This window comes from Marinifaba aquimaris (assembly GCF_013328345.1).
GTDB lineage: Bacteria > Pseudomonadota > Gammaproteobacteria > Enterobacterales > Alteromonadaceae > Marinifaba > Marinifaba aquimaris.
Window position 1 is genome coordinate 94317 of record NZ_JABULX010000007.1, and the last position, 13161, is coordinate 107477.

The window sequence follows — 13161 nt, forward strand, 5'->3', positions numbered from 1 at the left end:
TTTATGCTAATCGTTCAGCGACTCTTAGCACTGAGCTTCTCGACCTTGGATTAAGCTCGATTTCTTCTTTTGAAGGCTTTTGTGCCTTACCAATGGCTTTGAGCTTTATATCTTTACTCAATTCATCATCGGTTACAGGCAAGCCTCTTGGAACAGGCTTAGCTTTACTCTCTTTGTTAATGAATCGTTTAACAATACGGTCTTCTAACGAGTGAAAGCTAATAACCGATAATCTGCCTTTTGGCGCCAACACTGCTAAGGCAGCTTCAAGTGCCTGAGTAATCACACCTAATTCATCATTAACCGCAATGCGAATAGCCTGAAAACTTCTCGTAGCAGGGTGTTTTCCCGGCTCTTTTTTCTTAATAATCCGCTCTATCAAACTAGCTAAATCATTAGTTCGAAGAAAGGGTTTTTCCACACGGTCTTTGACGATCGCTCGAGCAATGGCTCTTGCCCATTTCTCTTCGCCGTATTCTTTTAATACACGGTTGATTTCATCTTCATCCGTTTTGGCTAACCATTCAGCTGCAGATTGACCTTGTTCAGGGTTCATCCGCATATCTAATGGACCATCACGTAAAAAGCTGAACCCTCTTTCAGCATCATCAAGCTGAGGCGAAGAAACACCTAAGTCGAGTAACACACCGTCAATCTTGCCAATTAACCCGCGCGCTTCTATACATGCAGCCAAATTGGCAAAATTACTGTGAATGATCTCAAAGCGAGGATCGTCTGCAAACTGTGTCAACGATGATGCATGAGCAATTGCTGTTGGGTCTTGATCAAAAGCAATCAACTTACCATTTGCTGATAATTGCTTAAGGATTTCTCCACTATGGCCACCGCGACCAAAGGTTCCATCAACGTAAACACCATCAGGATTAATCGCCAAGGCATCAATCGACTCGTGTAAAAGAACGCTAATATGAGATTTGCTCTGTTCAACTTGGGCTTGGATTTTATCAACCATGAAATACCTATTTAGAAGTTAAAATCCATCAATTCAGAAGCATCGGCTTGAATAGCCTCTATATCTGCATCCATTTGTGATTGCCAAACACTTTGGTCCCAAATCTCAAATTTGTTTAACTGACCGACCAACATTAACTGCTTTTCTAAACCAACTTTTTCGCGAAGTACCGGCGGTAAAACAAAGCGACCGTTTTTTTTATCGATCTCGCCTTCAACCGCAAAGCCAAGTAACACACGTTTAAAAGCTAAAACTTGCTTGGTGTTACTTTGTTTTTTTAACTCTGATTCAATAACTTCCCATTCAGATAATGGATAAAGCATCAAACAATCAGGCTGACGAGGGTCAATCGTACACACCACAGCGCCATTGCATTCTTCATGCAACAGCTCACGGTAACGAGCAGGGATAGCAATGCGCCCCTTATCGTCCATTGTGATGTTGTTTGTACCTCGTAACACTATCGTTTACCCAGTAATCAAAATTGGTTTAAAAATAAATTTTTATTAAAAGTGATCCACTTTGATCCACTTTATTCCACAATTGCACAGTTTCGACCGCTAGACTAGTTTTGTCAAGCCGTAAATCGACTCATCAGAAAGCAAAAAAGCCCATAAACCACGGGCGTTTCGAGCAAGGTGTTGAAAATAGTGGGGAAAAGTGGAAAAGTCTGAAAATGAGATTTTTTTCGTTACAAAATTGCAACAAAAGACACCTATTTCTAATAGGTGCCTTGGGGTAGCAGAAAAGTAATTAAGGTTTTGTGAACGGCGTCACAAAAGTAGGAGAATCGAGTTGGGCAACAATATCTGTTTTACTGAGGATACCAGTGTCGCTATTGCGCTTAAACAACACGAGGTTGTTACTTTTTTGATTAGCAACAACAAGGTATTTCTCATCTTCAGATAAAGCAAAATCGCGCGGCCAATCACCAAAGCTTGAAATGTGCTGGATCACTGTCGCATAACCTTCATTATCGACTTTGAAAACACTCACTAAATTTACGCCGCGCATAGTAATGTACAAGTAGCGTCCGTCTTTAGAGAACTTAATCGCTGCCGCATAATTTTTACCTTCCGTATTTTTTGGCAAGGCATTAATGCGCTGGAATGCTTTTAATTGGCCTGTTTCCATATTGATATCAGCACCAACAAGCGTGTTACTCAATTCATTTAAAATATAAACGCGATTCTTGTGAGGGTGGAAGGCTAAATGTCTCGGGCCATCACCTGATAACATACTGAGCGTTTTTTCGGTTTCAAAGCGAAAACCATCGTCTTTGTGAAGATAAACACTGTCAGTACCTAAATCGATTGAATATGCAAACTGACCTGTCGACTCCCAATTGTAAAAATGCATATGAGAGGTTTCTTCTTTTTTACCTCTAGCCTTGCCTTGAAAGTTAGCTATTTTTTTTAGTTTTCCGCGTCTATCCGCAATTTCAAAAACATTTACATCGCCTGAACCATAATTAGCGATTGCTACCTGTGTTTCCGCTGGATTAAAGGCAATATAGCAAGGTCCATCACCAACATTAGAGACGCGCTGGCGATACTTAAACTGCTGAGTAGGTGTATGCCAAATAAATTGATTGATTGCACCATTAGCACTTTCATCTACAGCATAAAGACGAGTGTGAGAAAAATTTAATGCAAAATAAGAAGGGTTTTTGCTAACAGCAACCGTGCCTTTATTTTCAAAGGTTTTAAGGTGTGGGGTGTAAGTGAATAAGTTGATACCTTCACTGCTACCAGCAGTGTAAGAGCCAGTAAGGAAGTGTACAGGAGGACCTTGCTCATCACTAGAAGCAAAAACCGCTGTACTAGCGAAAATTGAACTGGATAACAACCACGCAAGCGTTAGCTTGATGCGACAAAAAAATTTAGCATTAATCATGCATTTACTTCACATTTTATAAACATCTTTAAAGAGTCTATCGCAACTCTGTTGGCAGATAAACCTTAGTTTGTTGAAACTTCAACCACTTAAATAGATTAACCAAAACTGATGGGTAACGTGGTGGTATTTTTTACTTCAGTCATAGTGAAATGACTTTGCGCTTCTAATATATGAGGGAGCTTGAGTAAACGACTTCTCAGAAAATGCTCATAGGATTCTATATTTTCAGCAACCACTCTTAAAATATAGTCCATAGAACCAGAAATAGTCCAACATTCAACAACTTCAGGGTAACCAACAATTGCGTGCTCAAATTCTTCAAGCATATTACGTCCATGGGAAGACAACTTAATATTGACAAAAACGACGACTCCCAGACCTAATTTGTGTCGGTCAAGCAAAGCAACATTTTTAGCGATGTAGTTTTCTTCTTGTAAGCGATGAATTCGACGCCAACAGGGTGACTGTGATAGGCCTACTTGCTCCGCGATTTCTTGAGCGGTGAGTGTTGCATCAGATTGTAGTAAAGCCAGTATTTTTTTGTCTGTTTTATCTAAAGGCGCTGTCATTTATGCATAAATTTTCTAATAGTGATCGCCTAATCATAGGCGATCAATTATTGAAGATAGAAATGCGCCAGATATCAACGACTCTGAAATTTAGCTAAAATGGAAAATAAGGTTTCCAGTTCATCGATTTCGTTGTAGTGCATACAACCAATACGAATGACACCACCTTTATCGGCCAAACCCAATTGCTCAACCAACCCCTTGGCGTAGAAGTGACCATTCCACGCACATATATTCTGCTTGGCAAGTGCCTTTACAACAACTTCAGGACTATGCTCAGCAAATCGAATTGCGAAAGTAGGAGTCCTTTGTTCAGCACTCGAGAGGCCGTAAAGCTCTACGCCATCAAGCTTTTGTAAAGCGTTTAAAAAATAACGAGCTAACTGTTGTTCATATTCAACAACGAGTGCAAAGCTTGCTTCAAGTCCAGATCTTTTATCTGAATAAGGGCCCGCAAGGCCAGCTAGGTAATCAATCGTTTTGACAAAGCCAGCCATTGCTTCGAAGTTTTGTGTACCGGTTTCAAAGCAAAAAGGAATATTATCTGGTGCGGGCTCAACTTTGTAAGGCTTTAACATCTTTAGCACTGATTGCTTTGCATAGAGCACACCTAAATGTGGGCCAAAATACTTATAAGCGGATGTGACTAATAGATCACAGTCTAAACGTTGAACATCAAGCAAACCATGTGGGGCAAAATGTACTGCATCTATATAAGTTAATGCACTAGAGTGCTGCTTTACTATGTCTACAACTCCCTCAACATCAACAACAGTGCCCGTTGTATTAGATGCATAAGTAAAAGCGACAAGGCGTGTTTTCTCATTCAGGCATGAAGCTAGATGTACTAAATCCAGATTGCATTCGGGCTCAGTCACCTTGATAAGATGAACTTTGACACCTTTTTCCTCCGCTGCAAGTACCCAAGGCGAGACATTTGAATAATGATCCAGTGCAGTGACGATAATCTCATCACCTGGCTGCCAAGTATTGGCTATCATTCGGCTAAAGCTAAAAGCTAGGCTTGTTGCATTGGCCCCAAATACAATCTCATCAGTCGAGGCGGCATTGTAAAAAGTTTGAGCAGAAGCTCGGGCTTGTGCCATCAACTCAGTAGTCACTTGGCTAGAAAAATAGTGCCCACCTAAATTTGCATTGTATCTGCCTAAATAACTTATCATGGCATCGAGTGCACTTTGATTAACTTGGCTACCGCCTGGGCCATCAAAAAAACACACTGGCTTATCATTATGCAATTGTGCTAACGCCGGGAATTGTTGGCGGATAGCTTGAATATCTAGCTCTGCAGTTAACTGCTCTGCCGTATTAACAGCCGACATTAACTATTTACCTCAACTAAGCGATTAACATTTGCAGTTAATACGAAAACATCCATGTGCGCATCACCTTCTTCTGTCGCTGTTATTTCAGCAGCGCCGTGATAAAAGCGGCGATCGTTTAAAACAACAAACTCACCGTGATCAAAAGCATATTGCATAATAGGCGCGCTGTCGCGGTTTTCGTAAATTTGTAACTCACCACCAGAAATATGTTCGCGATCGATCACGAAAATACCAATGCGATCAAAACCGTCTTGGTGAACTCCTTCAGGTGCAACAGGAGTCGGTTTACCCGGAGAAGCTATGATGCGAATTTGGTGTACTTCAATATCTGCTTCATCGTCTACATGCGCCATCGCTTTAAACTTATCGAACATTTCATTAAACGCGATGCTCTGAACAATGTTGTCTTCAATTTCTTCGTATTGACGCTCAACATCACCTTGGAAGCGATTGATCTCGCTCGACTGCACAAATGTCTTTGTTGGTAAACGAGATAGATGACCATTGGTGTAGCGAAAATGGGAATAACGGCGAAGGCGAAAGCCGCCATCAAGATAAGGGTTGGGTGGTAAGTGGTCGAAAGACTCTGCTAAAAAATGAATATTATCTTGGTCTAATTTCCCAAGTTCCAAAAAGAAATCTTCTTTAAATGCCAGCATGACACACCTCAAATTTATCTAATAATTGTTATTTAAGTGTACGTAAGCTCGGGGGGTGTTTTTTTGCAAAAAGCAGTTTAAGTTATCAAGGAATTAGTATTTTTTTTCAAAAATAGCGGTAATTTTAGAACGAAATTACCTTATTGGAGTCGTCGTCTATCTAGTTTGAACTTGAGTTCTAAATTGAGCTGGACCATGCTTATAGTGTATCTAAGGAGAATGCCACCATGAGTCGATTACATCTGTTGTTGGTAGCAAGCTTAAGTGTTTTTAGCTTAACTGCTTGCCAATCAACGTCTGAACCTGACTTTTCAGTTTCTTCTAACCACGCTCAGTATTTTCAAGATCAAACCTTTGATCTAAGCTTTCAGCAGCAAGTTGAAACGAAAGCAGATATCTTCAAATTAGATCCAGAAATTATCGATACTGTTCGAGGCCAATTCGAATTAGGCCAACGCGCACAAATACGCATTGAAGCCTTTATGCAACAAGTATTAGGTAAGCCCAATGTTGATATTTTATATCAAGCCCATGCTGACTTAACGGCTTCTCAAGCATACCGCAACAAAACCGCCAACTGCTTATCTTTATCAATTATGGCTTATGCACTTGCCCAGCAAGCTAAACTGGACGTCGAATTTCAAGAAGTAAAAGTACCTGAACTTTGGACAATGCGAAATGGAAATCGATTAGCCAATGGCCATGTCAACGTTAGGATTTTAGCTAAAGATTATTTACACGATGGCCGTCATATCACTTATGAGCGCACATTAGATTTTGCACCAGAGATCGCAGCCCAAAAATTTAGAGCAAAGCGTATAAGTAAACCCAGAGTTCAAGCATTGTTTTACAACAATAAAGCCGCACAAGCGATTATTGATGAGAACTATGACCTAGCGTATGCCTATATAAAAGCAGCGTTGAATCTCTACAACGCTGATTCACCTACTTGGTCTAACTTGGGCTTAATTTACAAAAGAAAAGGGCTTTACGAATTAGCCGAAAACACCTTCTTGAAAGCCGCTTCATTAGACCAAAAAAACTATACACCGTTGGATAATCTAGTTGGTTTATATCAAAAAACAGGTAGGGACCAAGAAGCAGAAGATTTAAAAGCTGAGCTTGAGTACAAGCGTAAGAAAAACCCTTTTTATCATGCTCTTAAGGGGGATATAGCCTACAAAGAAGGCAATATGGAGTTAGCAATAAAGTCGTATAAAAAAGCTATAAAACTCGATAGTAGTCCGGATGAATTTTATTTCGGTATTGCCAAAGCCTATTTTGAGCTTGGGGATAATGAATTAGCGTTGAAGTATTTAAACAAGGCTAAACTGAAAACAGACTTCAACGATGTAGCCAGACGTTATCAACGCAAGATTAATGCGTTACAAAATTTGCATGCTTATCAGTTTTGATAGGCATGCAAATATAATTAATGCTTTTGCTTAATCACTTGCTCGTGATACAAATCTTTTGTCTCGATAAGCGCTTTCAGTTCTGCTTTAATTAATTCAATATCGCCATCGACAAATAAGTTTTCTAAGCGTTCAACATGTACTGCAATTTCTTCTAAACCTTCTTTGTATTTCGCTTGTTCAGCAGTAGGTATAGTTTGCTGCTGAGCTAAAGCTAAACCTTGCTTAAATTCAGCTAAAGCAGGCTTCATTTGCTCGACGGTTTGTGCTCTTTTTAATACTTTATAAGACTTTGCCATCTGCTCCATTGAAGATTGTAATGGGGTAGGTTGTGTACAGGCCATTAACAACATCGCAAACATGGCAGAAATAATAAACTTCATATTTCCTCACTAATTAATAAATCAAAATACGTTTCGGTTTCGCTGAGCCCATAGCTGCTCTGCTCGGGTACAAGCTTGCACTGGACTAAGCGCCTCTAATAAAACAAGGTAAGCAGATAAAGAACCAATAACAGCAGCCCTCGCATAGGTAGCTTGTTTATCATCAAGCTGCTCTTGCCAAAATAGCTTTAGCTGATCGAGGTCTAATTCACGTGGTTTAATCTGCCTACTTTCAAGTAAATTGGGTAAAACCACAGGCTCAACGACATCTTGTCGATTGAGATGGATAGCGACTTCTCTTTCTGGGTTTACTTCAACTTCGCCACCCTCTCCTCGGATACAAGCAACGTTTTGATCACCCAATAGAGCGGCAACTTGAATATGCCTAGCATCAAAGTCACGATGAAAAACGCCGTGAAAACTGTATTTAGCTCGACTGGGGTTAAGCATTCTCGCCAAGCTGTTTGCAGCCGAGCGCAGTCCAAACAAACTGCGCATCTGAATCAGTTTATCCAACTCAGTATTAATATCTGCCAAGTCTATGTAAGCGAGATTACAACACTGAATATGTTCAGAAATATCTTTAGCGTCTTTTGCAATCGGCCAGTTAAAATGCTGAAAAACTTGTTTTAAATACAGCCTTTCAGATTCAGGCTCTTGTGTGCCATGCATTAATACGCGATAGCCATTTTCCGCTAACACTTTTATCGCCAGCACAAACCAAGGTAAATGCCTTCTTTTTCCGGCATAACAACCAAAGTCAATGTCAATACAGTCAAGGTTTTGAATATCTGGGCGAGTTGCTTGGCGAATCGCTTTAACAAAACCGGCTAATTCATCTTGATGTTCTTCTCTAACCCTGAGTAGCATTAAAAATGCGCCAAGCTGCTCTGGTGTGACTTGCTGTTGCATAATCAAACGCATTGCATCGAACGCTTCTTCTTCGGTGAGATAGCGACCAGAGCGTTGACCTCGTCCGATTGCTTTTATGTATTGTTTGAAAACGTCACTCATGATGAATTTAGCTGTTGAAAATGGAGAGGGAAAGTAGGTCTATAAGCCGGGTTCTGTTATCTACAGTCATTCGTCTAGACCTTATATTGCTATAAGGTTCGAGCAACCTACCCGGTTCCAACGCGGGTCGCGCCATAAGGAACCCTATTTGGTCTTGCTCCGAGTGGAGTTTACCTCGCCGCAAGCTGTTACCAGTTGCGCGGTGCGCTCTTACCGCACCCTTTCACCCTTACCATGCAAGCATGGCGGTCTTCTCTCTGCTGCACTTGTCGTCGGCTCACGCCGCCCAGACGTTATCTGGCACCCTACCCTATGGAGCCCGGACTTTCCTCCCCTTTATCCGTCTACCCTCGAAAGGGCACAACGATAAAGCAGCGACTGTACGACCTACTTTCCGACGAGCATTCTACCTCGTGACAGACCGAGAATAAAGTAAAGTCAGTATTTAGACACTAAAACCAAGAAAAGAAGCGACAGAAAGCCTGCCTGTTTCGATATCATTAATGCAGCTAATATCGGGATCAATATCAGCACAGTGCAAGTAATTACTAGGGTAAACCACTAATCGATTGAACTGAGCCTGAACTTGTCCCACACGTTCAAATACGCTAGTCGATTGATTCAAATACCCCTTGTGTTCATCCGGTGTAGCTTTAACCGCTTCAACCATCTCGTACATCAATTCTCTTTCAGCCGTGGTCAACTTAATTTTATTTTGCGCTTTAAAGTTATAAAGACTGGTACCACCATGCGGTTGATCACAAAAATAATGAACACATGCAAACTCATGTTCTTCAAGACAATCGACATGCGGCATTTTTTGGTAAAGGTTTAAATCACTTTCAGCTAATGTGGTCAAAGATAAATAAGCTGTGGGAGGCAAACTTTTTATCGGCTGTTGCTGATAAAAATGTTCGGAGATAACGGTTGTTAGAGCAGTTTCAAGGTTGGCAATGTAGTTTTTTGGCATCGCTTCTCGAATACCTGGATATAAAGTTCCATCTGCACCAACTTGCTTAAAAGCGGCTTTTTCTTTAGCAAACGCGATAACTTCATCAGGGTTATCGAGAAAATCATCAATCACGACAATAAAGTGCTCTGTATCCTGCAGATAAATTTTATTTAGCCTAAACAGAGGGTTAACTTTAAATTCCATATTATTTATCCGACAGCGTAATTCCGTATTCGTAAACTTGTTTTTTCTTTAAATCAAACGTTTGAGCAACAATACCTGAAGCCACTTTCAGCGGTAGGTGCTCTATTAAACTTTCTAATAACTGTTTTGCTCTGTCATCCAATTGACCGCTACTTGCAACACCTTCAACAATCAGTACAAATTCACCTTTTTGTTGGTTGTGATCAGCCTGCATCCAATCGATGACATCTGCTACCGCTCCACCTTTTATGGTTTCAAATGTTTTCGTAATTTCACGAGCAATGACGATTTGCCTTTTATCGCCAAGGGTCTTTTGTACATCTGCTAAGCTCGCTAAAATTCGATGTGGTGATTCATAAAAGACACTTGAATAACTGCGCTCTGCTAATAGGCTTAATACGTCACATCTGGCTTTAGTTTTAGCGGGCAGAAAACCACCGTAGTAAAACTGGTCTGTGGCTACACCCGCTGCAGATAGAGCAGCAATCAAAGCGCAACTTCCAGGTATAGGCACAACTTTAATGCCTAACTCGCGGCACTTTTTAACTATGGTATAACCTGGGTCATTAATTAATGGTGTACCCGCATCAGACACTAGCGCAATAGATTGACCGGCTTGTAGCTTAGTTATCAGATTATCTGATTGAGTAGATTCATTGTGATCGTGATAAGCAATACACTGGGCTTCGATTTCATATTCAGATAACAAACGTTTAGCCACTCGCGTATCTTCTGCAGCAACTAAATCAACGCCCGCTAAGACATCTAAAGCACGAGCGCTAATATCTTTTAAGTTACCGATAGGTGTTGCCACTATATATAAGTGTGAAGCTTGGATCATTTTGTTATCTCAGAAGTGCCAATAAGACTTGCAGACAAGTTTTTACAGGATGTTAGTTCGTAAGCGCATAGTATATACTCATCAAACTTGATAACAATTGTTATTCTTATGGAAACCCCGTTACATGAGCCAAGTCAAATATTTATCCATTGTTGCGCTACTTTTAGCCAGTTTGGTTGCTTGTACAAGCACACCAAAAAATCAGGCTAAAGTCGAAAAAGCGACAACGACTAAAACAGATAAACAAGCTCGCCAACCAAAAACAGCAGCTGATTACCTTGCAAGAGCAGAAATAGCCACTTCCGAGCAACAAGCGGCTATTTGGTATACCAGAGCATCGGATGAATTATTAAAAACGGGTCGAGCAATTGAAGCTCATGCACTACTTAGCCAAATTTCCCCCGCTTTACTGACTGATTTTATGCGTCAGCAATATCAACTTTTTATGGCAGAAAGTTTGTTATTGCTAGGTGATGACCAACTCAGCTACCAAATTGCCAAAGAGCTCAAACCCATCAATCAATTTGAATCAAGAGTTTTATTGGTCAAAGCGGATTCTGCAGCAGCAAGCCAACACGACTTAGCGGCAGCTCGGGCGCGAATAGCAATGATAGAATCAGGACTATTTCAATCGGAACAAGGCATTTTCAATCAGCAAATTTGGCATCACGTTAATCAACTGCAAGATGTTAGTTTGACCAACTTTGTATCAAATAAAGAACCCACATTAAGTGGCTGGCTACAACTGGTCAAAATCAGTAGAGACTTTGCTGACCAATCTGAATTAATGCTAAATAAGATAAAGCAGTGGCAACAGACGTACCCTGAACACGCAGCAGCTCAATCTTTACCGGATGACCTTTACCAAGCGCTGAATACTGAACAATACCCTGTCAATCAAGTCATGGCAGTATTACCTTTAACAGGGAAGTTTGCGAAACAAGGAAAGGCCGTACAACAAGGGATATTGGCAGCGAGTTTGGATTCAGATGTAATTGTGCAGTTTATTGACAGCCAAAACTACGACTTTACTCAACCAACGCCCGAAAATATCGATTTTGTAATAGGTCCTTTATTAAAAGAAAACTTATCTAACTTTGCCCAGTACTTTGCTGGTATTCCGGCCTTGCACCTCAATCAAATAGATGAGTTAACATTAACCCCTAGCCATTATTCATTTGCTTTAACACCAGAGAGCGAAGCGATACAAGCTGCAACTATGCTCGCCGAGCAAGGTTATCGAGCACCTGCAATTATTGCTGCCAATAACAGCTTTGGTCATAGAATTAGCCAAACGTTCAAACAAACATTCGAGCAAAAAACTAATAACAAAGCCCATCTTGCTTATTTTAACTCGGCTGATGATATGAAAAATGTAGTTGAACAAGTATTAGGTACTAAATCGAGTCGCACTCATATCAAAACGATGAAAACACTATTTAATAATGCCAAAAAGTTTGAATCTGAAGTACGTAATAAACAAGACATCGATATGATTTACTTGGTTGGAGACCCAACACAAACTAAATTACTTAAACCATTTATTGACATCAATACGGCATCTTACACAAAGCCAGCACCTATTTACGCTACTTCAAGAAGCTATACCAATAATATTGATATGCTTGATTTTAATGACTTAGCCAACATTACATTCAGTCAAATACCTTGGCTACTGCCAGGTGACAGTAAGGAACAGGCGCTAGCACAAGAAATGAGACAGGTTTGGCCTAATAGCCAATTTGCGACCCTAAGCTTATTTGCTTTTGGCTATGACGCTTTTTCACTTTTGCCTAACTTAGCAAGAATGAAAGCATTTTCTGGTTTCTATCAATCAGGATTGAGTGGCGAATTATCGGTTAATCGCTCAGGCCAAGTCGAGCGCAAGCTTGCTTGGGGACAGTTCAAGGCTAACAAAATTATTCGCCGTGACACTATTCACTAAGCTAACAACCCGAGTTAAGGGTGCAATATATGAAAAAAAAGCAGCCAACTTTATTTCAACTCAAGGTTTATCGGTAATAGAACAAAATTGGCATGTAAAAGGTGGAGAGCTCGATCTCATTGCCAAACAAGGCAATAAGCTCATATTTATCGAAGTAAAATACCGAAAAAGTAAGCAATACGGCAATGCTGCCAGTACCGTCACTCCATCTAAACAACAAAAAATAAAAAGGGCAGCGATACTTTACATGCAAAGCATCGGCTTAAATAGCCAATTAACATCATATCGCTTTGATATTATCAGTTTTGATGGCGATAATAGCGCGCCAAACTGGATCCAAAACGCATTTTAACCTTCAAAATTTATACATAAATAATGCAAGAATTAATAAAACAAAGCTTCACTGAAAGTATCCAAACTAAGATTGCTGCGGCAGATATGCTGTCGGACAATATCAGTACTGCTGCAGAAAAGTTAGTAACCTGCTTACTAGCAGATAAAAAAATTATCTGCTGTGGAGATGGTTTTGCTCACGGTATTGCCAGCACACTCGTCAGTTCATTACTGCACAGGTTTGAAATTCCACGCCCTAGCCTACCAGCAATCTTATTGCATTCTAATAACGCAACGATGACCAGCCTGGTTAGTTATGAAGAAAGTGACAATTTATATGCGTCTCAGTTGAGAACAATCGGTCAAGCAGGTGATGTGTTAGTTGTATTTGCAGCTGATCTAAATAACCCGGTTATCTTAAGAACAATGGAAGCGGCCGTGGCCAAAGATATGGTTATTATTGCACTTACAGGTGGTGATGGTGGCGAAATTGCCGGATTACTCGGGCCACAAGATTTAGAAATTCGTATCCCATCAAGTCAAACCATACGTATTTTAGAAGTTCAACAACTCATCGCACATAGCTTGTGTTATGCCATTGAAAACACTTTATTCCCCGGAAACTTATAAG

At 40.4% G+C, this 13161-nt stretch carries 14 protein-coding genes and 1 other RNA gene; 4 read left to right on the plus strand and 11 right to left on the minus strand.

All coding sequences use genetic code 11. The features are described 5' to 3' along the window. Position 1: 1 nt before the first annotated feature. The 6 genes from rsmH to HR060_RS06930 all read right to left on the minus strand — a co-directional run bounded on the left by rsmH (position 2) and on the right by HR060_RS06930 (position 5443). Positions 2-973: a 16S rRNA (cytosine(1402)-N(4))-methyltransferase RsmH gene (gene rsmH, locus HR060_RS06905; RefSeq protein WP_174199558.1), complete on the minus strand. Its 972-nt coding sequence runs from the start codon at positions 971-973 to the stop codon at positions 2-4. 11 nt (positions 974-984) lie between these two features. After that, a complete protein-coding gene (gene mraZ / locus HR060_RS06910; RefSeq protein WP_174199559.1) occupies positions 985-1434 on the minus strand; it encodes a division/cell wall cluster transcriptional repressor MraZ in 450 nt (149 codons plus the stop codon). Positions 1435-1726: 292 nt separating this feature from the next. Continuing rightward, positions 1727-2869 (minus strand): lactonase family protein, encoded by a 1143-nt coding sequence (locus HR060_RS06915; protein WP_174199560.1) that lies wholly within the window; start codon positions 2867-2869, stop codon positions 1727-1729. Positions 2870-2967: 98 nt separating this feature from the next. After that, positions 2968-3441, minus strand: a complete 474-nt coding sequence (locus HR060_RS06920; protein WP_174199561.1) for an Lrp/AsnC family transcriptional regulator — start codon at positions 3439-3441, stop codon at positions 2968-2970. A 74-nt stretch (positions 3442-3515) separates the two neighbouring features. After that, complete coding sequence (locus tag HR060_RS06925; RefSeq protein ID WP_174199562.1) at positions 3516-4781, minus strand: cysteine desulfurase-like protein; 1266 nt, start codon at positions 4779-4781, stop codon at positions 3516-3518. After that, positions 4781-5443 carry a 2OG-Fe dioxygenase family protein gene (locus HR060_RS06930; RefSeq protein WP_174199563.1) on the minus strand — a complete coding sequence of 221 codons (663 nt, stop codon included), beginning with the start codon at positions 5441-5443 and terminating at the stop codon, positions 4781-4783. The genes HR060_RS06925 and HR060_RS06930 overlap by 1 nt, the downstream gene beginning before the upstream one ends. Before the next feature lie 227 nt (positions 5444-5670). Here HR060_RS06930 and HR060_RS06935 point away from each other — a divergent pair, with 227 nt between their 5' ends. Further along, entirely contained in the window at positions 5671-6858 is a 1188-nt protein-coding gene (locus tag HR060_RS06935; protein WP_174199564.1) for a tetratricopeptide repeat protein, read from the plus strand. Between the two features lie 17 nt (positions 6859-6875). On the opposite strand, the gene HR060_RS06940 is transcribed toward HR060_RS06935, so the two are convergent. From HR060_RS06940 to rsmI, 5 genes are all read right to left on the minus strand, one after another. After that, positions 6876-7241 (minus strand): cytochrome b562, encoded by a 366-nt coding sequence (locus tag HR060_RS06940; RefSeq protein WP_174199565.1) that lies wholly within the window; start codon positions 7239-7241, stop codon positions 6876-6878. Positions 7242-7262: 21 nt separating this feature from the next. Then, on the minus strand, positions 7263-8255 hold the full coding sequence (locus HR060_RS06945; protein ID WP_174199566.1) for a glycosyl transferase family protein: 993 nt from the start codon (positions 8253-8255) through the stop codon (positions 7263-7265). 26 nt (positions 8256-8281) lie between these two features. Continuing rightward, positions 8282-8649, minus strand: an RNA gene (gene rnpB / locus HR060_RS06950) — RNase P RNA component class A. 51 nt (positions 8650-8700) lie between these two features. Beyond that, entirely contained in the window at positions 8701-9411 is a 711-nt protein-coding gene (locus HR060_RS06955) for a DUF6445 family protein (RefSeq protein ID WP_174199567.1), read from the minus strand. Position 9412: 1 nt separating this feature from the next. Next, entirely contained in the window at positions 9413-10252 is an 840-nt protein-coding gene (gene rsmI, locus HR060_RS06960; protein ID WP_174199568.1) for a 16S rRNA (cytidine(1402)-2'-O)-methyltransferase, read from the minus strand. 124 nt (positions 10253-10376) lie between these two features. On the opposite strand from rsmI, the gene HR060_RS06965 reads away from it, so the two are divergent. From HR060_RS06965 to HR060_RS06975, 3 genes are read left to right on the plus strand one after another with little or no spacing between them, the layout of a single operon-like run. Then, entirely contained in the window at positions 10377-12197 is a 1821-nt protein-coding gene (locus tag HR060_RS06965) for a penicillin-binding protein activator (RefSeq protein WP_174199569.1), read from the plus strand. Beyond that, on the plus strand, positions 12181-12549 hold the full coding sequence (locus HR060_RS06970; protein ID WP_174199570.1) for a YraN family protein: 369 nt from the start codon (positions 12181-12183) through the stop codon (positions 12547-12549). The genes HR060_RS06965 and HR060_RS06970 overlap by 17 nt, the downstream gene beginning before the upstream one ends. A 23-nt stretch (positions 12550-12572) precedes the next feature. Continuing rightward, on the plus strand, positions 12573-13160 hold the full coding sequence (locus tag HR060_RS06975) for an SIS domain-containing protein (protein WP_174199571.1): 588 nt from the start codon (positions 12573-12575) through the stop codon (positions 13158-13160). Position 13161 lies beyond the last annotated feature (1 nt).